This is a genomic window from Dyadobacter fermentans DSM 18053 (genome assembly GCF_000023125.1).
Classification (GTDB): Bacteria; Bacteroidota; Bacteroidia; order Cytophagales; family Spirosomataceae; genus Dyadobacter; species Dyadobacter fermentans.
This window is the reverse complement of record NC_013037.1, coordinates 4728298-4746554: the sequence shown is the minus strand read 5'-3', so window position 1 is coordinate 4746554 and position 18257 is coordinate 4728298. Positions and strand designations below refer to the sequence as shown.

The following is an 18257-nucleotide window of genomic DNA, read 5'->3' as shown; positions in this document are numbered from 1 at the left end:
GCGTACCATTCCAAAATATTGTAATATTCTACTCATCCAAAATCTTTTCGCTTTATCTTGCACATCCGGCCTGTTAGCCTTTCATGCCAAACGATCCCTTCAATTCCGCAATCGTTACCAACAATGCTCTTTTGACGATCCAGCCACGTCCGAAGCTCGGAAAAACTAGTTGGCACGTCCTTAAATAGTATTTTTTCTCTCCAAGACTCCAGGGAAAAAATAAACAATGTATGGCCCTCAAGGTGCAAGGGGTTACCTTGTATTTTCTCCCCTAATGCCTCTGCGCTCCATTCCCCGTCAGGTACTTCTGATAAATCCGTGTTTTTAGCTGCTTCGAACAAATATTGGTCAGCCGGACCGTCTAAGTTGGCATCTATGTACCAAGGCTCGCTTATTCCTCTTATCTTTTCTTCCTTTGAAGGATTTCTACGCTTTTCAAGTCTCACGAAATAACCGTTTCTTACCGTTATTCGAACGTTTGTACCGTCTAACTTTTCTGCCGCGTCTGAATTATCAAAATCGAAATCCGTGACTGAAAGAACATCTATCACCTTTCTGTCACCGGACCAATTCCTTTCATAAATCGTCGGTATCTTTTCCATAGTGTTTGTTAAGACATTAGTAACTCTGTTTGCCTCGCAACCTAACTAATGTCCTCAGAAGACTTAGCACTGACTTTTCAAGCGGCATTCATGGATTAGCTAGCTCCCTGCACACATATTAGCTTCATCCACTCTTTGAATGCAGTCGGTGATTTCGGAGAAGAGAAGAGTCTTGCTATCCATGCAAACCAACCATAATTTACTAACGGACGAAGTTTGAGCTTTGCAGTGGCCATTGATAATACCTGTCCTGGTCTGACCACACTTGACTACCCCTGACTACCCCCGACAACACCTCACCACCCCTGCCTCTTTTTTATAATCTTTATAAACAAGCCCATTCCTTGTGCCATCACGCCGTTCACCTTAACTTCGCGGTGCCAAATCAACCAGAGTAACCCATGCATACCCTCCATCTCAAAAAGCCCATTGCTTTTTTTGATCTTGAGACAACAGGAGTCAATATCGTCCGCGACCGCATTGTAGAGATTTCCGTTGTAAAGGCATTGGTAAATGGCGAAACCGAGATCCGCACGCGGAGAATCAATCCCGAAATGCCTATCCCGTTGGAAAGCAGCCTGATACACGGCATTTACGACGAGGATGTAAAGGACGCCCCCACTTTTAAAAGCGTTGCCAAAAACCTGGCGTCGTTCCTCGAAGGATGCGACCTGGCAGGTTTCAACAGCAACCGTTTCGACATTCCAATGCTCGTGGAGGAATTCCTGCGCGTAGGTGTGGATTTTGACGTGAAAAACCGCCGGATGGTGGACGTCCAGCGCATTTACCACATGATGGAGCCGCGTAACCTTTCGGCCGCCTACAAGTTCTATTGCGGCAAAACCCTCAACAATGCACACAGCGCCGAGGCCGATACGATCGCTACATTCGAGGTGCTGCAAGGCCAGATCGAAAAGTATCAGGGCGTTACCATTACCGACTCGCATGGCAAGGTGACCGAGCCCGTGAAGAACGACATTGCTGTCCTGCATGAGCTTACCGCGTCCAGAATCGTCGATTTCGCAGGCCGGATGGTGTATAACGACAAGGGTGAAGAGGTGTTCAATTTTGGCAAACACAATGGAAAGCGCGTGACCGACATCCTGAAAAACGAGCCTTCATTCTTCGACTGGATGATGAAAGGCGAGTTCCCGCTCGACACCAAACGTAAATTGACGGAGATTAAATTAAGGGGATTAACCCAACGTTGACATAATCTTGGCTCAGGTTTGAGTAAGTAGTAATTATGTCTATTTTTGCCTGAAATCTATTTTTGACTATTTTAACCGGATATCCCATTAGGTAAACCTGCTATGATCCCAAACCCTACCATGCCAGAGGTTAACATACCAGCGGTTATTCAACATATCCCACTTCAAAGTTACCTAATTCTTGCAACCCTGCTTTTTGTGATCGGCATCATCGGCGTGCTCACCCGCAGGAACGCGATCATCATTTTTATGTCGATTGAATTGATGCTGAATGCCGCAAACCTGCTGCTGATCGCATTCTCTTCTTACCGGTCCGACCCGTCAGCCCAGGTTTTCGTATTCTTCATCATGGCCGTAGCCGCTGCCGAGGTGGCCGTGGGACTTGCGATCATTGTAATGATTTACCGCAACACCAGAAACACGGACGTTGGGTTCCTGAACAAGCTGAAATGGTAATTATCGGCACGCAACCGGTACATAATCAAGAGATTAAAGATTAAAAAATAGACATGTCCGCATCATTACTCATCCTGATTCCGCTGCTGCCGCTCGTTGGCTTTCTGATCAACGGAATCGGATTTCCCAATATTCCCAAAGGCGCAGTCGGCATTATCGGAACGTTGGCAGTTGTTGCCAGCTTCGTATTGTCCGTCATGACGTTCAATGCATTCGTTGCAGCCGGCAGCCAGCCGTTCGTCCTGCCGCTTTTCGACTGGATCACCGTCGGCGACCTCCACATCCCGTTCTCATTCCAGATCGACCAGCTGTCATTGCTCATGCTGATGATCATCACCGGCGTAGGCTCGCTGATCCACATTTATTCGATTGGCTACATGCACCACGACTCAGGTTTCGGCAAGTTTTTCGCTTACCTGAACCTGTTTTTGTTTTTCATGCTCCTGCTGGTGCTCGGCTCGAACTACGTGATCATGTTCATCGGCTGGGAAGGTGTGGGACTTTGTTCTTACCTGCTCATCGGCTTCTGGAACAAGAACACCAACTACAACAATGCAGCCCGCAAGGCATTCATTATGAACCGTGTGGGTGACCTTGGGTTCCTGCTCGGGATCTTCACGATCATCGCCACATTCGGTTCGGTGGAATATACGGAGGTTTTCAGCAAGGCTGCTGCGGGCTTCCAGGTGGGTGACCCGGTGATTATCACCATTACATTATTCCTGTTTGTTGGAGCAATGGGTAAATCGGCGCAGATTCCCTTGTATACCTGGCTTCCTGACGCGATGGCCGGCCCTACGCCTGTATCCGCACTGATCCACGCCGCTACGATGGTTACCGCGGGTATTTACATGGTGATCCGCTCCAACGTGCTGTATTCCCTCGCGCCTTCCACGCTCGAAATCGTAGGCATTATCGGTGGCGCCACCGCATTGTTCGCCGCGTCGATCGGTCTCTTGCAAAACGATATCAAGAAAGTGCTCGCGTACTCTACGGTGAGCCAGCTGGGTTATATGTTCATGGGTCTGGGTGCGATGGCCTACTCGGCGTCGATGTTCCATGTGATCACCCACGCATTCTTCAAAGCATTGCTCTTCCTCGGCGCCGGTAGCGTTATCCACGCCATGTCCGACGAGCAGGATATCCGTTCAATGGGTGGATTGCGCAAGAAATTGCCTGTTACATTCCTTACATTCCTTATCGCCACCATCGCGATTTCAGGTATCCCGCCATTTGCAGGTTTCTTCTCGAAAGATGAGATCCTTGCGCATGTTTTTGAACACAACAAAATCCTCTGGGTAATTGGTGTGCTGGGTTCAGTTATGACTTCCTTCTACATGTTCCGCCTATTGTTCCTGACTTTCTTCGGTACATTCCGCGGCACGCATGAGCAAGAGCACCATTTGCATGAATCACCGGCTTCTATGACCGTTCCGCTGATCATCCTCGCCATTCTTTCGGCCGCAGGTGGTTTTATCGGCGTTCCCGAAGCATTGCACGGTTCGCATCAGCTGGCGCAGTTTATGGCGCCGCTTTACGACCTGGCCAAAACCGCCAATCCGGCAGCATTTGCACATACTTCGCTTTCGCATTCCGAAGAATATATGCTGATGGCCATTTCGGTGGCGGCGGCGTTGATCTCGGCCATTGCGGCTTATGTGATGTATGTGCAAAAAGGCGCGGTGCCGGCAGCGGATACGGAGGAAAAATCGGGCTTGCAGCGGGTTATTTACAACAAATACTACGTGGATGAGCTGTACGACTCGGTATTTGTAAAACCTGTAAAAGTGCTTTCCAACTTCCTGTACGCCGCGGGCGAATTTGCGATCGACCTTATCATCGATGCGGTGGTGAAGCTGGTGGGCCTGTTTGCGAAATTGTTGAGGAAAACCCAAACCGGCTCCACCGGCGAATATGTGTTCGCAATGGTGATCGGCATTGTGGTCATCCTGTTCTGGAAGCTGTTACTCTGATCCGATCATCCATAAATCCGTTCCACATTCGTTTCGGACTGTCGACTTGAAAATATGCTTACTCTTCTTTTAATACTATTACCGATAGCGGCAGGCGTGATCACCCTCCTGGCCGGCGAACGCATGGCGAAGCAGCTTGCGCTGGTTGGCGGCCTCGCTTCTTTGGGCGTGGCTATATTTACCTGGCTGCAATTTGACCCGGCGGCCGGCTCGCAGTTTGGCTTCAAATACGCCTGGCTTGCTTCCGGAGGCATTTCGTTCGCAGCGGGTATCGACGGCATCAGCATGTTGCTCGTGCTCCTGACGACCTTCCTCACGCCGCTGATCATCCTTTCCGCATTCAAGAACGATTACAAAAACCCCGCATCATTCTACTCGCTGATCCTCTTCATGGAAGCGGCGCTGATCGGCGTTTTCACGGCAACCGACGCATTCCTTTTTTACCTTTTCTTCGAGGCTGCATTGATCCCGGTGTACTTCCTGTCGGCGATCTGGGGCGGAGAAAATCGTATTAAAGTCACTTTCAAATTCTTCATCTACACGATTTTCGGAAGCTTGTTCATGTTCGTGGCATTGGTTTACCTCTATTACCAAACGCCGGGCGAACATTCCTCCGAAATTGCTGCATTTTACCAGCTCCAACTGAGCCCCGCCGCGCAGGGCCTGCTGTTCTGGGCATTCTTTATTGCATTCGCGATTAAAATGCCGCTGTTCCCGTTCCATACGTGGCAGCCTGATACTTACACCGAATCACCCACTCCTGCAACGATGCTTCTATCGGGCATTATGCTTAAAATGGGGGTTTACGGGCTGATCCGCCTGCTGTTGCCGATCGTGCCGCTGGGCATGGAGCAATGGGGCTTCCTCGCGATGATCCTTTCGGTGATCGGTATCATCTACGGTTCCATCATCGCCATCCAGCAGAGCGATATGAAAACGCTCATCGCCTATTCATCCTTCGCACACGTGGGACTGATGGCCGCCGGCGTGTTCTCGTCTTCATTGAACGGCTTGCAGGGCGCATTGATCCAGATGCTCGCACACGGTATCAACGTAATCGGCCTGTTCTTCATCGTCGACATTATTTATTCCAGAACCAAAACCCGCTATCTCGATCAGCTCGGGGGCATTACCCAGAGCACGCCGCATTTGAGCGTGTACTTCATGATATTGCTGCTCGGTAGCGTTGCATTGCCTCTTACCAACGGTTTCGTAGGGGAATTCCTGTTGCTCTCCAGCGTATTCGCATACAAAGGCTGGCTGGGTGCAGTGGCCGGTCTGACGATCATTCTGGGTTCGGTGTATATGCTCCGTTTGTTCCAGAAATCCATGTTCGGCCCGAAATCGAAATGGGTGGAAGGTTTCCAGGACCTGACTGCCAGCGAGCGCGCCGTATTGCTGCCGCTGATCGTGATGGTATTCTGGATCGGTATTTACCCAAGCACATTCCTGAAAATAACTGAGCCTGCTGTAAACCAACTGTTGCAACTGGTCAATAACTAAGTTAAGAATATGTATCCCATTATATTGTTGTCGGTTTTTGGAGTTATAACGCTTTTCCTGGGCTTTTCGAAATCCAAAAACGTCCTCCTGCCATCTACGCTGCTTTTCCTGGCCCTCGCGCTGGTAAGCAACTTTGTTGAGTGGGGACAAGGACCGCTCCTTTATTTCAACGACATGCTGCGGGTGGATAAACTTACCCTCGCGTTCAACGGGATCGTATTGCTTTCCGCATTTATGATCGTGGCCATTTCGGGTGGTTTCCAGGATAATGCCGATGCCGAACCGGCCGAATATTACGGGCTGATGCTCTTTTCGCTCGTAGGCGCTATTATGATGATCGGCTTCGATCACCTGATCATGCTTTTCATCGGGGTAGAGATACTCTCAGTAGCCATGTACGTGCTCACAGGAAGCAACAAGCGCAACCTGCGCTCGAACGAAGCTGCATTGAAATACCTGCTCATGGGTGCATTCGCGACCGGTTTCATGCTTTTCGGAATAACGCTGCTTTACGGCGCTACCGGCTCGTTCAAGCTCATGGCGATACAAGGCTTTGCATCTAATATGCCAATCGCATCTCAATCCTACATCTTCTACGCGGGCTTGCTGCTGCTGCTGATCGGTATGCTGTTCAAAGTCTCGGCCGCGCCGTTCCATTTCTGGACGCCCGATGTGTATGAAGGCGCGCCTACCATTTTCACGACTTTCATGTCGACGATCGTGAAAACCGCTGGCTTCGCTGCGTTGTTCCGCTTGCTGAACCACACATTTGCGATTTACGGCTTCTGGTGGATCGTCATCGCGGTCATTGCGATGCTCACCATGCTGGTCGGTAACATTGGCGCTACCAGCCAGGGCAGTTTCAAAAGAATGCTCGCCTACTCGGGTATTTCACACGCCGGTTACCTGCTCATCGCGCTTACAGCCCTGACGAAGCCAACGCAAAACGCCATTATTTTCTACTCACTCGCCTACTCGCTGTCCACCATCGCGGCATTCGGCGTGCTCATGCTTGTTTCGAAAGAAAAAACCATCGAAGGCCAGCCCAATGAACGTTACGAGGCATTTAATGGCCTTGCCAAGCAAAATCCGCTCCTGGCATTTGTACTGGCGGTTTCGATGCTCTCATTGGCCGGGATTCCGCTTACTGCCGGTTTCTGGGGTAAATTCTTCATTTTCACGAGCGCGGCAGAGCGTGGCATTATGTGGATAGCTGTTTTTGCGGTGCTGATGTCCACAGTGGGTATCTACTACTATTTCCGTGTGATAATTTCATCCTATTTCAAGGAAGGTGACACTGTTAAAATCCGCGTAGCACCGTTCTATCAGATCATTCTCGTGCTCGCTACATTCCTGACGATCCTGTTCGGTCTGGCCCCCGGTATTTTTGAGGGGCTTATCTAAATACATTTTCCTTAATGGGTTTACGAAAAGAGCTGTACATTTTACGGCTCTTTTTTTGTGACCAAATGATCCGGCGAGCGTATCAACGATATCAGTTATTCTAAAACGATATCCCATGCAAACCAGACCGCACACCTGCACATTCAGGCCGGAAGACCTCCTCGGCCGCTCCCCCATCGTACTCGACCGTGATAATATCATCCGGGAAATCAAAGGCCGCTCCGTCCTCATCACCGGCGCCGCCGGGACGATCGGCAGCGAACTTGCCGCGCAGGTCTGCGCATGTGCGCCCGCAAGGCTGGTGCTCGTGGATCAGGCAGAAAGCCCATTGCACGACCTCGACCTTTTACTGACTGAACAATATCCTCAAACCGACATTAACACCTGCATCGGCAGCATTACCGATGCGCTGCGGATGTCTGACATTTTCGCGCATTCGAAGGTCGACACCGTGCTGCACGCCGCTGCCTACAAGCATGTCCCACTGATGGAGCGACATCCTTACGAGGTGATCAAAACGAATGTTTTCGGTACCAAAATACTGGCTGACCTGGCAGTATCGCATGGCGTGGGCAAGTTTGTTTACATTTCAACCGACAAAGCCATCAAGCCCGCCAGCGTGATGGGTGCCACCAAACGCTTTGCCGAAATATACCTTCAAAACCTGGCTAACAGATTTCCCGACCGGACGCGGTTCATCATCACACGTTTTGGAAATGTACTGGGCTCCAATGGCTCGTTTCTGCTCCGTTTTGCACAACAAATCCGCGAAGGCGGACCGATCACCGTCACACATCCGCACGCCGAGCGGTACATGATGACCGTCACCGAAGCCTGCCAGCTCGTGCTGGCAGCCGCAGCGATCAGTAACGGCCACGAAATTCTCTCCTTCGACATGGGTGAGCCTGTGCGCGTAGCCGACATGGCCAAACGGATGATCGAGCTTGCGGGCTTAGGGCCGGGGACGGATATCCAAATCCGCTTTACCGGCTTGCGACCGGGTGAAAAGTTATCGGAAGAGCCGCCTTCCGGCCCGGCCTGCGCGAGGGGGAAAATCCAAAGCACCGCCTTCTCCGGCGACGCCGCCTCGTGGATGCAGCAATGGCTGCCCGCATTGCAGAATGCGCTCACATCCTGCGAGCCCGAACGAATGGTAAGCATTCTCAAATCGGCAATCCCCGAGTACATCAGCGCCAATTCGCCATTTGCACGGCTTGATGTGCTGCGCCAAGCATCCGAGGCCGTGGCACCGGCCGTTTGATCAGTTGCCCGGCAAAAAGCCCGTTGTGCGCATCCAATGCAGGCACCGGCCAAACCACTCGTCGAACGATGGCGTCTTCGGATAGCCATGCTGGCCCTGGGAGTAAATGTGCATGTCGGCGGCAATGCCTTTCGCCTGCAAAGCCTCGTAGAAGCGGAGGCTGTTGGATACCGGCACCGTCGCGTCGTCGCCGGCGTGCGTCAAGTAAGCGGGCGGCGTGGAGGCCGTCACCTGCTTTTCGTTGGAAAAATAGTGCGCGCGCTCGACTGAGGCCGAAGCGCCGAGCAGGTTAGTCGCAGAGCCTTTGTGGCCGATTTTGCCCTCAAAACTGATCACGGGATAAACGAGGATCATGAAATCGGGGCGGAGGCTTGTCTTTTGAGGATTGTCGATGAAGCTGCTGTCGTAATGCGTGCCAGCCGTAGAAGCAAGATGGCCACCGGCCGAGAAACCCATAATTCCGATTTTGGCAGGATCGATGTTCCATTCGCTGGCCTTCTCGCGGACCGTTTTAATGGCCTGCTGCGCGTCCTGTAAGGGTCCCAGCGCCTTGTCCTTCATGGTACGGTCGCTCGGAAGCCGGTATTTGAGTACGAATGCGGCAATGCCCTGCTTGTTCAGCTCCTTCGCCACCCGGTATCCCTCGCGCTCGATCACCAGCACGCCATAGCCGCCGCCCGGGCACACGATCACCGCGGGGCCTTTCGCAGTGCCGGCTGGCGGCAAAAATGCCGTAAGAGTGGGCTTGGAAACATTCCGGACTACATTGTCTTTATTCGCTTCCTGGTCCTCGGCACCTGTGGCATTGGGGATATTTCCGGGGTAAAGCGGCATTTCCGTCTGGGCACAGAGCGGTGCAGCCAGCATCAGCAGGAGCGCAACCGGCATCACGAATAGCTTTGTCATGGGGGAAGAATCAAACAATTGCGAGTATGTTTTAATTTTTTTCTAATACCTTTTAAAACTAATTTCTGGCTAAATTTCGGTTACACATACCGGGACGGCGGTCATACAGAAGCATTCGCCGCGGCGGGCGTTAGTGTAACCGGCCGGTATCAGGTTAAGGCGCGGCTTCGGAAAATTTACCTGTCCGCCTGTACGCGGGGCACCCGGGCGGAGAGCGAACGGAATTGCACCATTCTATGTTATTTGTCTAATTCTTATAATATTAATATAATATTTACAAGAAATTCGGACCGCGTTTGTTACTTTGTCCCATTGTACAATCAAAAAAATAACTAGTTTTGTAGAGTATCCTAATCATGCACTAGTTTCTTTGATAAGTTATAAATGGTCTTAAATCCACAAAAAGAATGAAATATACAGTACGTGCAGAAGGCAGGTTCAAATTTATCGACGAGGGAAAGGGCGAGACGTTACTGCTTTTGCATGGCCTTTTCGGTGCATTGAGTAACTGGGATGGCATTATCGACCATTTTTCAAGTCGTTACCGGGTCGTTATTCCACTTCTTCCGATTTATGAACTTCCGCCGCGCGAGGCTGGCCTGGAAGCGCTGCTCGCCTTTCTGGAAGACTTTGTTTCATTTAAAAATCTAACCAACGTTACCGCTATCGGCAACTCGCTGGGTGGCCATATAGGCTTGCTATACACGCTGAAAAACCAGGAGAACGTGCAGCGGCTGGTCCTGACGGGCAGCTCGGGCCTGTTCGAAAACTCAATGGGCGGCTCGTTCCCGAAACGCGGAAGTTATGATTATATCAAGGAGCGCGTAGCATATACTTTCTACGATCCGGAGGTGGCGACGAAAGACCTGATCGACGAGGTGTTCGAAACCACATCCAGCATTCCGAAATGCATGAGCATCGTTGGAATCGCTAAATCGGCTCAGCGTCATAATCTGGCCAAAGATCTGCATCAGATCACCGTGCCTACGCTACTCGTGTGGGGCCTGAACGACACCATTACGCCGCCGCATGTCGGATACGAATTTAACCGCCTGATAGCCAACTCTGAATTGTACTTTATCGATAAGTGCTGCCATGCACCGATGATGGAACATCCGCACGAGTTCAACGTGATCCTGGAAAGCTTCCTCGAAAAAGACGTGTCGGTGCCCATGGCCTGAAACCCGGGAATTGCGGGAAAATTTCTTTTGTTACGATAGTTGATCTATATATTGTTTTTTTATAGCTTCGAAAAATGACGTTCTGACCCATGCTCGCAGCCACTCTGATAAATCCAATGATTCCCGTACTGAAACCGAGCGATTCGGTGGGTACGGCTTTGGATTGGATGGACGAGTTTGGCGTGAAGCAGCTGATCGTCGCCGACTCCGGTGTTTACCAGGGCATTGTGTCCGAAGATATTCTCTTCGACATTACCGATATTTCGGAGCACCTTTCCAAAGTAATCATCCAGCATAAGGACATTTTTGCCACCGAAGACCAGCATCCTTATGAGCTGCTCCGGCTGGTAAACCAGTTCGGGCTCATGATCATTCCCGTGCTGCATGAGGACCGCACATTTGCCGGAAGCATCCTGGTGAACGACCTCGTGGAGCGGTTCGTGAACGAGCTGGGCGTGCAGGAAAAAGGCGCCGTGATTGTCCTTAAAATAGAAGAACGCGACTATTCGCTCTCTGAAATCAGCCGGCTGATCGAATCGAATGGCGTGAAAATACTCAGCAGTTACTATTCTTCGGGCGAAATTTACAACCCTACCAACGAAGCCCGGCTGACTTTGAAGCTCAACCGGACCCACATTACCCCCATTATCGCCACATTGGAACGGTTCGGGTATGAGGTCGAAGAAGCACATGCCAACGACCCCATCGAAACCCTCGATCAGGAGCGCCTCGATATGCTTTTGCGCTACCTCGCCACCTAGCATCCGACGGTCGGCAAATGTGCCTGCGGCTTTTGAATCGGCATATTTGTCCCGTATCTTTCGGATGATACCACAAGTTTTATTTTTCCTTCATGAAAATCGCCATTCACGGACGCAACTTTAACGAGTCCGCCAGACCTTTCATTGAAAACATGTTCGATGAACTGTCGCGCCGAAAAGTCGAGGTTCAGCTTTCGAAGTCGTTCCGGACTTTTCTGGATCAGGCCGGGATTTCGCATTATTCGGAACAGGTTTACGAAAAACCGGAAGAGCTCTGCGATGCGCGCCTGGTCGTGAGCATGGGTGGCGACGGCACGCTGCTGGAAACCATTTCGCACGTGGGCAAGCGGCAAATTCCGGCCATTGGGATCAATGTGGGGCGTCTGGGCTTCCTGGCGACCGTTTCGCCGGAACGCATCACCGACATGATCGCCGCGCTCGAAAACAGCCAGTTTCGCATCGACGAGCGCACATTGGTGGAGGTAGAGTCGAATATCGACCTGTTCGACGGACTGAACTTCGGTTTGAATGACTTCACGATCACCAAAACCGATACTTCGTCGATGATCACCGTCCACACTTACCTGAACGACGAATTTCTGAATTCCTACTGGGCCGACGGCCTCATCATTTCCACACCCACGGGCTCCACGGGCTATTCATTGAGCTGCGGAGGGCCTGTACTTGTGCCGCATTCGCAGAACTTCATCGTGACGCCCATCAGCCCACATAACCTCAATGTGCGACCGCTGGTGGTGGAAGATACTGCGGTGATCCGCCTGGAAGTGAAAAGCCGCAGCAGCAACTTCCTCGTGTCGCTCGATGCGCGTTCGCGCATTGTGGATGAAAACACGCAGCTGCTGGTGCGTAAGGCAGGCTTCCGGGCGCGCCTCATCAAGATGAAAGACGACAGTTTTCTGAATACCCTGAGAAGCAAGCTATCCTGGGGCCTCGATATGCGAAATTAGGCCCCTGAAATCTCTATTTCCGACACCCTATGCGCCTTACCTTCCACACTTTCGACCTCCAACTGAAACACACCTTCACCATCGCGCACGACTCGCGCGACGTGCAGCAAACGCTGATCGTACAGCTGAACGACGGCACCTTTGCAGGATTCGGCGAAGCCACTTCCAACCCCTATTATGGGGTCACGATCGACAATATGATCGCCGCATTGGACAGGGTGAAGCAAATCGTGGAAGAGGGCCGTTACGGCTCCGCGGAAGAGCTTTGGGCGCTTGCGCATCCGCTTCTTAAAGATCATCCATTTGCACAATGTGCCCTGGACGAGGCTGCGCAGGATTATTTTGCCAAAAAAAGGGGCCTGAAACTCTACGAAGCATGGGGCCTCTCGCCGGAACATATTCCGATGACCAACTTCACGATCGGCATCGACACGGTGGAAAAGATGGTGGCCAAAATGCAGGAGCTTCCCTGGCCGATTTACAAGATCAAACTCGGAACCGACGAAGACCTGCGCATTGTTACGGAATTAAGAAAAAATACCGATGCGCTGTTTCGCGTGGATGCCAACTGCGGCTGGACGGCCGAAAAAACCATCGAACTTGCGCCCCAACTGGCTGCATTAGGTGTCGAGTTCATCGAGCAGCCATTGCCTGCCGACGACATCGCGGGCATGAAAAAAGTGTTTGAAGCGAGCGCATTGCCTGTCATTGCCGACGAAAGCTGCATTATCGAAGCGGACGTGGCCAAATGCCAGGGCTTGTTTCACGGTATCAACATCAAACTCACCAAATGCGGTGGCCCCACTGCGGCATTGCGGATGATCGCCGAAGCCAGGTCGCTGGGCATGAAAACGATGGTAGGCTGCATGACCGAGACTAGCGTAGGCATCTCAGCCATCGCACATTTGCTCCCGCTGCTCGACTACGTGGATATGGACGGCTCGCTCCTGATCCGCAACGATCCTGCCACCGGCGTAACTTTCGACTTTGGAAAGGTAATTTATGCCACAGGCAACGGCACCGGCGCTGCATTGAAACCCGAATTCGTTTCGCGGTGAACACTTATCACACCAGCAAACTTCCCGGCCGCATCGTCGAAACTACCGACGGGGCGCAATTTCTATGGTTCAGCGGCACCGATTACCTTGGAATGGGCCACGACGAAGATCTTCGTAGGTATTTAAGTGTGGCTACGGAAAGCTTCGGAAATCACTACGGTAGCTCCAGAAATAATAGTCTGCGACTCGATATTTATGAAAATGCGGAACGGCAACTGGCTGTTTTCCTGCAAAGTGATTCGGCATTGATCGTTTCGTGCGGGATGTGGGCAGGACAGTTGCTGATGAAGGAGATTGAAAACATCGTTCAGCAGGCAGGGAAAACTGCTCAGATTGCTTACCACTACGCACCGGGTGTACATCCTGCATTATGGGGAAATGCATTTGACCGAAACAATGGCGAATGGAGTGATTGGGCAACAAAAACGGTCAGCAAGATCAATGCTGCTGAACCGAATACGGCACATATCATCTGCACGAATGCCGTGGGATCTCCGATGGTGAAGGCATTTGATTTTTCGCTTTTCAATACCATTCCCCAACAAGCCAATGTATGGTTGCTGGTGGACGAATCGCACTCACTAGGCATTGTAGGTGCTGGTGGAAATGGCGTGGCAGAACGCATTAACCCGCAACTTTTACAACAAACGATCTTTGTGTCCTCCCTCAACAAGGCACTGGGCATTCCCGCCGGGGCCGTTTGGGGTTCGGAAAATGTGATTGAATCGTTGCGGAAATCGCCATGGTTCGCGGGCGCGTCGCCGCCGGCGCCTGCCTATGCCTACGCATTGAAAATGCTTTTAGAGCAAAATAAATATGCGGCCGCGCGGGCTACTCTGATGGAGAAGGTTCGTTATTTCAATGCGAAAATGAATGGCATTTTACCGTTCCAGACGGTTCCGGACTACCCTGTTTTCTGCTCGTTGAATGCCGCGTTGTTCGACCACCTGTTGAACAACGGCATTATGGCTTCCTGCTTCTCCTACCCTTCGCCGACCGACACCCCGGTTACCCGCATTGCGATCAGCAGCCTGCATCAAAAAGAAGACCTCGACCGGCTGGCCGAGGTCTGTAAGCAGTTTTTTGCCTGATATTTTAATTGAATCAGTCTTCGGTTAACGTTCCGCCCAGTTTAGCAAGGCGCGTTTCTTCACGCAGCTTTTCACGTTCCACTTTTGCCGACACCATGATGCTGATCTCATAAAGCAGGAACAAAGGAATTGCGACGAGAATCTGGCTGTAAATGTCGGGCGAAGGCGTGATGATCGCGGCCACGATAAGGATAACGATCATTGAATGCTTGCGGTATTCACGCATAAAAGCTGGCGTAAGAATGCCGATTTTAGACAAAACAAATACGACGATTGGCAACTGGAAAGCCACACCGCAAGCGAGGGTCAGGGTTGCGACCAGTGAAATGTACGACGCCACGCTGAATTCATTGATAATGGACGGGTCCAGAGTGTAGTTGGCAAGAAAGTTGATCGCGAGCGGCGAGACGATATAATAGCCGAAAAGTACGCCCGAGAAGAATAACGATGTTACATAAAATACCGCTCCACGCGCCGATCTTTTTTCGGAAGGTTTCAGTCCGGGCTCTATAAAACGCCATATTTCCCAGAATGCATACGGGAATGCGAAGAGCAAGCCGGTGATGACCGACGACGTCATACTCATCGTAAAGGCATCCCCCATCCCGATGAACTGCATTTTGAAATTCAATGCCTTCACGCACAAATCCTCATACCCGGTAATCTCCGACAGCTTGCAAAGCATCCGGTAAGTCCAGAAATCGGGCCGCGAGGGCGCGACGATCACGTAATGGTAGATTTCCTGAATATAAATGAACGCAATAATGGCGAATATCAGAATAGAAGCGCCAGCGCGGATCACATGCCATCTTAATTCCTCGAGATGCGAGATAAACGACATTTCCTTGCCATCGCCGTCTTCATCGTCTTCTCTTTCAAAATCCTGGTCCAGGGACATATTTTAATTTATTACTAGAACTCAATCTACGTGGAAACTGAAAAACAGGATCATTCCCTGTTTACGAAAAGTTGAAATTACTTAAAAAACCCGTCGAAGTGATCCGACGGGTTTTTTATTCATGCGTTCTGGATCAAATTAATCCATTACAAAAGGATAATCGTTCTCCACGTACACATCCGTGTAAGCTTCTTTCGGGTCCGGCCATTCCGATTCCTCGGCGAACTGCACGGATTCCGCAACGATTTCTTTTACTTTTTTATCGATGTTATCCAGCTCCTCTTCCGTAGCCAGCTTGTTTTCAAGGATCACCGCGCGGATCTGCTCGATCGGATCGCGGTGTTTGTATTCTTCAACCTCCTCTTTCGAACGGTATTTCTGCGGATCGGACATCGAGTGCCCGCGGTAACGATACGTACGGAATTCGAGGAAAGTAGGTCCTTCGCCTTTGCGTGCACGTTCGGCAGCGCGGGAAACCGCTTCGTGGATTGCCTCCACGCTCATACCGTCAACCGGCTCGGAAGGAATGTCGTAAGCTTCTCCCAATGTGTAAAGCTCCGTCACGTTCGAAGTACGCGCTACGGAAGTACCCATTGCATAACCGTTGTTTTCGACCACGAAGATCACGGGCAGTTTCCAGCTCATCGCCATATTCAGCGTTTCGTGGAATGAACCTTGGCGGATCGCTCCGTCACCGAAGTAGCAGATACACAGGTTATCGGTTTTGTTATATTTTTCGGCGAATGCGATACCAGCGCCAAGGGGAATCTGGCCGCCCACGATACCGTGGCCTCCGATGAACCCTACTTCTTTATCAAAAATGTGCATGGAACCGCCCTTACCTTTGGTAGTACCGGTTTTTTTGCCGTAAAGCTCAGCCATGATCGCGTTCGGGCTGGTGCCCAATGCGAGAGGAATACCGTGGTCACGATAAGCGGTAATGTACTTGTCGCCCTTTTTCAAGGCACTCACCGCGCCGGAAGAGCAGGCTTCCTGGCCGATGTAGAGGTGACAAAAACCACGAATCTTCTGCTGACCGTACAACTGGCCCGATTTTTCTTCAAAACGGCGTTGTAAAAGCATATTCTCGAACCAGAACATGTATTGCTCCTTCGGATGCTGTAACTTTTTGGGGGCTGATGCTTTCTTTTTCTCAGTAACGGTGGCCATGTATTTGGTTCTCGTTTATAAAGACAGAACTTTGTCTTAAAGTTATGGTATGAACAGAGTCTGTTTTGCCGTACTCACGCAATGATGTGCGAAAATAAGCATAAACTAAATAACAAAGAAGTTCATGTGGCTAGAAAAGCTCCGTCTTACATACTTTAAAAGCTATGAGGAGAAGGCCTTTGTTTTTGGAGAACATGTGAACTGTATTGTGGGCGAGAACGGCAGCGGCAAGACCAACCTGCTCGACGCGATCTATTTTCTGACCCTTACCAAAAGCGCATTCCATAACCAGGACGCGCTGGGCATCCGCCATATCAACGATTTTTTCCTGCTTGACGGCGTTTTCAACGAACACGGTAAGCACATTCAGATCACATGCAGCCTACAACGCGGCCAGCGCAAGGTGTTTATGGCCGATAAAAAGCATTATGACCGCCTCAGCGACCATATCGGCCTTTTTCCTGTTGTCCTCATTGCCCCGGACGATACCGATCTCATCCGCGAGGGCAGCGAAGAACGCCGCCGCTTTTTCGACGGCGTGCTGGGCCAGGCCGTGCCCGGTTACCTGACCGATTTTTTGCAGTACAACAAGATATTAACCCAGCGAAACGGCCTTCTCAAATTTTTCGCCGAACGCAATCACCTCGACGAAGACCTGCTCGAAACGTACAACGAGCCCCTGATTGTCCTTTCGCAGCGCATTCACCAGCACCGGGCGGCATTCATGGAAAAATTCGTCCCGCTATTCTATAAATTTTACGAATTCCTCAGCAGCGGTCACGAAAAAGTGGACGTGATCTACGAAAGCGAAGTCGTCAGCCCGGACTTCCCCGCCGAATTCCGCCGCAACCGCAGCCGCGACCTCCACGCGCAACGCACAGGCAAAGGCATTCACAAGGATGAGTACGTTTTCGAAATAGACGGGGTTACGCTTAAAAAATTCGGCTCACAAGGCCAGCAAAAGTCCTTTCTGATCGCCCTGAAACTCGCGCAATTCGAACTATTAAAAGAAGAAAAAGGCAAAACGCCCATCCTACTGCTGGACGATATCTTCGACAAGCTTGACGACCGGCGCATTCACAAACTGATCGAGCTGATTGATACGGGATTTTTAGCGCAGGTTTTCATCACCGATGCCCGGCCGGAGCGCTCGCAGCGGATTTTGGAGCATGTGAAGGCGGATGTAAGGTTTTTTGAGATTGAGAAGGTGTTGAAAGGATAGCTGCTAGCGACGCTGCGAGGAATGCGTGATATTCATAACCAGGACAGTATTTTCAAACACCGTGTAGGCCAAGCGGTACCGCTTGTAAAGTAGCAGTTTCCGCATCGAAGGGATAATTTCGTCTGCCGTGCCGATGTAGGGGTAACGCTCCAACCTTTCCAAGCTGGCTTGAAGACTATCCGTAAACTTTTCGGCACTTCGATCACCGCCGACATCATAAAGATAACTTATTATGTCAGTGTAATCTTTCTTTGCGAGCGGACTCCATTTTATCTCGTAAACCACGCCTGATTTCATTAAATACCTCTTCATTAGAGAAAAGAGGACCTGTTTCGGCAGAGCGTAGAGATTCGTTGAGTTTTTCTAAAAATTCAGGAGAATGCGTATCAACCCCTGCATATGCCTCCTGCTCGGCAAATGCGCGGATGGTAAGTAGCAGGTCATGCAAGCGATCGTCACTGACCTCGTTCACAAGCTGCATTAACTCTGCTGTTATTTCTTCGCGACTAGACATGAGCTGTTCGATTGACCTGTACCTTACTGTGAATTTACAAATTAAAAACACAAAAGCCAGGACGAAACGACCTGGCTT

18 protein-coding genes are annotated in these 18257 nt (G+C 50.8%); 12 read left to right on the top strand and 6 right to left on the bottom strand.

All coding sequences use genetic code 11. The features are described 5' to 3' along the window. Positions 1-32: 32 nt before the first annotated feature. Positions 33-602, bottom strand: a complete 570-nt coding sequence (locus tag DFER_RS19405) for a hypothetical protein (RefSeq protein ID WP_015813349.1) — start codon at positions 600-602, stop codon at positions 33-35. A gap of 401 nt (positions 603-1003) precedes the next feature. Here DFER_RS19405 and DFER_RS19400 point away from each other — a divergent pair, with 401 nt between their 5' ends. From DFER_RS19400 to DFER_RS19375, 6 genes are all read left to right on the top strand, one after another. Continuing rightward, positions 1004-1813 (top strand): 3'-5' exonuclease, encoded by an 810-nt coding sequence (locus tag DFER_RS19400; RefSeq protein WP_015813348.1) that lies wholly within the window; start codon positions 1004-1006, stop codon positions 1811-1813. A gap of 102 nt (positions 1814-1915) precedes the next feature. Beyond that, positions 1916-2269, top strand: coding sequence for an NADH-quinone oxidoreductase subunit NuoK (gene nuoK / locus DFER_RS19395; protein ID WP_015813347.1), 354 nt, complete (start codon positions 1916-1918; stop codon positions 2267-2269). 53 nt (positions 2270-2322) lie between these two features. Then, positions 2323-4242, top strand: coding sequence for an NADH-quinone oxidoreductase subunit L (gene nuoL / locus DFER_RS19390; RefSeq protein ID WP_015813346.1), 1920 nt, complete (start codon positions 2323-2325; stop codon positions 4240-4242). A gap of 54 nt (positions 4243-4296) precedes the next feature. After that, entirely contained in the window at positions 4297-5745 is a 1449-nt protein-coding gene (locus DFER_RS19385) for a complex I subunit 4 family protein (protein ID WP_015813345.1), read from the top strand. A gap of 9 nt (positions 5746-5754) precedes the next feature. After that, positions 5755-7149: an NADH-quinone oxidoreductase subunit N gene (locus DFER_RS19380; protein WP_015813344.1), complete on the top strand. Its 1395-nt coding sequence runs from the start codon at positions 5755-5757 to the stop codon at positions 7147-7149. Between the two features lie 115 nt (positions 7150-7264). After that, positions 7265-8410, top strand: a complete 1146-nt coding sequence (locus tag DFER_RS19375) for a polysaccharide biosynthesis protein (protein WP_015813343.1) — start codon at positions 7265-7267, stop codon at positions 8408-8410. On the opposite strand, the gene DFER_RS19370 is transcribed toward DFER_RS19375, so the two are convergent. Further along, positions 8411-9316 (bottom strand): alpha/beta hydrolase, encoded by a 906-nt coding sequence (locus DFER_RS19370; protein WP_015813342.1) that lies wholly within the window; start codon positions 9314-9316, stop codon positions 8411-8413. Positions 9317-9723: 407 nt separating this feature from the next. Between DFER_RS19370 and DFER_RS19365 the strand changes: the two genes are divergently transcribed. From DFER_RS19365 to DFER_RS19345, 5 genes are all read left to right on the top strand, one after another. Next, positions 9724-10497, top strand: coding sequence for an alpha/beta fold hydrolase (locus tag DFER_RS19365; protein ID WP_015813341.1), 774 nt, complete (start codon positions 9724-9726; stop codon positions 10495-10497). Positions 10498-10586: 89 nt separating this feature from the next. Next, positions 10587-11258 (top strand): CBS domain-containing protein, encoded by a 672-nt coding sequence (locus DFER_RS19360; RefSeq protein ID WP_015813340.1) that lies wholly within the window; start codon positions 10587-10589, stop codon positions 11256-11258. A 92-nt stretch (positions 11259-11350) separates the two neighbouring features. Then, the gene (locus DFER_RS19355) at positions 11351-12226 is read left to right on the top strand and encodes an NAD kinase (protein ID WP_015813339.1); all 876 of its coding nucleotides are present in this window, start codon (positions 11351-11353) and stop codon (positions 12224-12226) included. Positions 12227-12255: 29 nt separating this feature from the next. Continuing rightward, entirely contained in the window at positions 12256-13284 is a 1029-nt protein-coding gene (locus DFER_RS19350; protein WP_015813338.1) for a dipeptide epimerase, read from the top strand. Further along, positions 13281-14375, top strand: a complete 1095-nt coding sequence (locus DFER_RS19345) for an aminotransferase class I/II-fold pyridoxal phosphate-dependent enzyme (RefSeq protein WP_015813337.1) — start codon at positions 13281-13283, stop codon at positions 14373-14375. The genes DFER_RS19350 and DFER_RS19345 overlap by 4 nt, the downstream gene beginning before the upstream one ends. Before the next feature lie 13 nt (positions 14376-14388). On the opposite strand, the gene tatC is transcribed toward DFER_RS19345, so the two are convergent. After that, the gene (tatC, locus tag DFER_RS19340; RefSeq protein WP_015813336.1) at positions 14389-15273 is read right to left on the bottom strand and encodes a twin-arginine translocase subunit TatC; all 885 of its coding nucleotides are present in this window, start codon (positions 15271-15273) and stop codon (positions 14389-14391) included. A gap of 138 nt (positions 15274-15411) precedes the next feature. Next, a complete protein-coding gene (gene pdhA, locus DFER_RS19335) occupies positions 15412-16443 on the bottom strand; it encodes a pyruvate dehydrogenase (acetyl-transferring) E1 component subunit alpha (protein ID WP_015813335.1) in 1032 nt (343 codons plus the stop codon). Between the two features lie 124 nt (positions 16444-16567). On the opposite strand from pdhA, the gene recF reads away from it, so the two are divergent. Next, positions 16568-17665, top strand: a complete 1098-nt coding sequence (recF, locus tag DFER_RS19330) for a DNA replication/repair protein RecF (protein WP_015813334.1) — start codon at positions 16568-16570, stop codon at positions 17663-17665. A gap of 3 nt (positions 17666-17668) precedes the next feature. Here the strand turns inward: recF and DFER_RS30935 are convergent, their stop codons facing one another. Together DFER_RS30935 and DFER_RS29940 are read right to left on the bottom strand one after the other, a co-directional pair. Continuing rightward, a complete protein-coding gene (locus tag DFER_RS30935) occupies positions 17669-17962 on the bottom strand; it encodes a type II toxin-antitoxin system RelE/ParE family toxin (RefSeq protein WP_187293395.1) in 294 nt (97 codons plus the stop codon). Continuing rightward, positions 17901-18179 carry a hypothetical protein gene (locus tag DFER_RS29940; protein ID WP_143828769.1) on the bottom strand — a complete coding sequence of 93 codons (279 nt, stop codon included), beginning with the start codon at positions 18177-18179 and terminating at the stop codon, positions 17901-17903. The genes DFER_RS30935 and DFER_RS29940 overlap by 62 nt, the downstream gene beginning before the upstream one ends. Between the last annotated feature and the right edge of the window lie 78 nt (positions 18180-18257).

What these genes read in the sequence shown, in the direction of transcription:
- DFER_RS19405 (WP_015813349.1), bottom strand. Translation starts at nt 602, where the DNA reads ATGGAAAAGATACCGACGATTTATGAAAGGAATTGGTCCGGTGACAGA.
- DFER_RS19400 (WP_015813348.1), top strand. Translation starts at nt 1,004, where the DNA reads ATGCATACCCTCCATCTCAAAAAGCCCATTGCTTTTTTTGATCTTGAG.
- nuoK (WP_015813347.1), top strand. Translation starts at nt 1,916, where the DNA reads ATGATCCCAAACCCTACCATGCCAGAGGTTAACATACCAGCGGTTATT.
- nuoL (WP_015813346.1), top strand. Translation starts at nt 2,323, where the DNA reads ATGTCCGCATCATTACTCATCCTGATTCCGCTGCTGCCGCTCGTTGGC.
- DFER_RS19385 (WP_015813345.1), top strand. Translation starts at nt 4,297, where the DNA reads ATGCTTACTCTTCTTTTAATACTATTACCGATAGCGGCAGGCGTGATC.
- DFER_RS19380 (WP_015813344.1), top strand. Translation starts at nt 5,755, where the DNA reads ATGTATCCCATTATATTGTTGTCGGTTTTTGGAGTTATAACGCTTTTC.
- DFER_RS19375 (WP_015813343.1), top strand. Translation starts at nt 7,265, where the DNA reads ATGCAAACCAGACCGCACACCTGCACATTCAGGCCGGAAGACCTCCTC.
- DFER_RS19370 (WP_015813342.1), bottom strand. Translation starts at nt 9,316, where the DNA reads ATGACAAAGCTATTCGTGATGCCGGTTGCGCTCCTGCTGATGCTGGCT.
- DFER_RS19365 (WP_015813341.1), top strand. Translation starts at nt 9,724, where the DNA reads ATGAAATATACAGTACGTGCAGAAGGCAGGTTCAAATTTATCGACGAG.
- DFER_RS19360 (WP_015813340.1), top strand. Translation starts at nt 10,587, where the DNA reads ATGCTCGCAGCCACTCTGATAAATCCAATGATTCCCGTACTGAAACCG.
- DFER_RS19355 (WP_015813339.1), top strand. Translation starts at nt 11,351, where the DNA reads ATGAAAATCGCCATTCACGGACGCAACTTTAACGAGTCCGCCAGACCT.
- DFER_RS19350 (WP_015813338.1), top strand. Translation starts at nt 12,256, where the DNA reads ATGCGCCTTACCTTCCACACTTTCGACCTCCAACTGAAACACACCTTC.
- tatC (WP_015813336.1), bottom strand. Translation starts at nt 15,273, where the DNA reads ATGTCCCTGGACCAGGATTTTGAAAGAGAAGACGATGAAGACGGCGAT.
- pdhA (WP_015813335.1), bottom strand. Translation starts at nt 16,443, where the DNA reads ATGGCCACCGTTACTGAGAAAAAGAAAGCATCAGCCCCCAAAAAGTTA.
- recF (WP_015813334.1), top strand. Translation starts at nt 16,568, where the DNA reads ATGTGGCTAGAAAAGCTCCGTCTTACATACTTTAAAAGCTATGAGGAG.
- DFER_RS30935 (WP_187293395.1), bottom strand. Translation starts at nt 17,962, where the DNA reads ATGAAATCAGGCGTGGTTTACGAGATAAAATGGAGTCCGCTCGCAAAG.
- DFER_RS29940 (WP_143828769.1), bottom strand. Translation starts at nt 18,179, where the DNA reads ATGTCTAGTCGCGAAGAAATAACAGCAGAGTTAATGCAGCTTGTGAAC.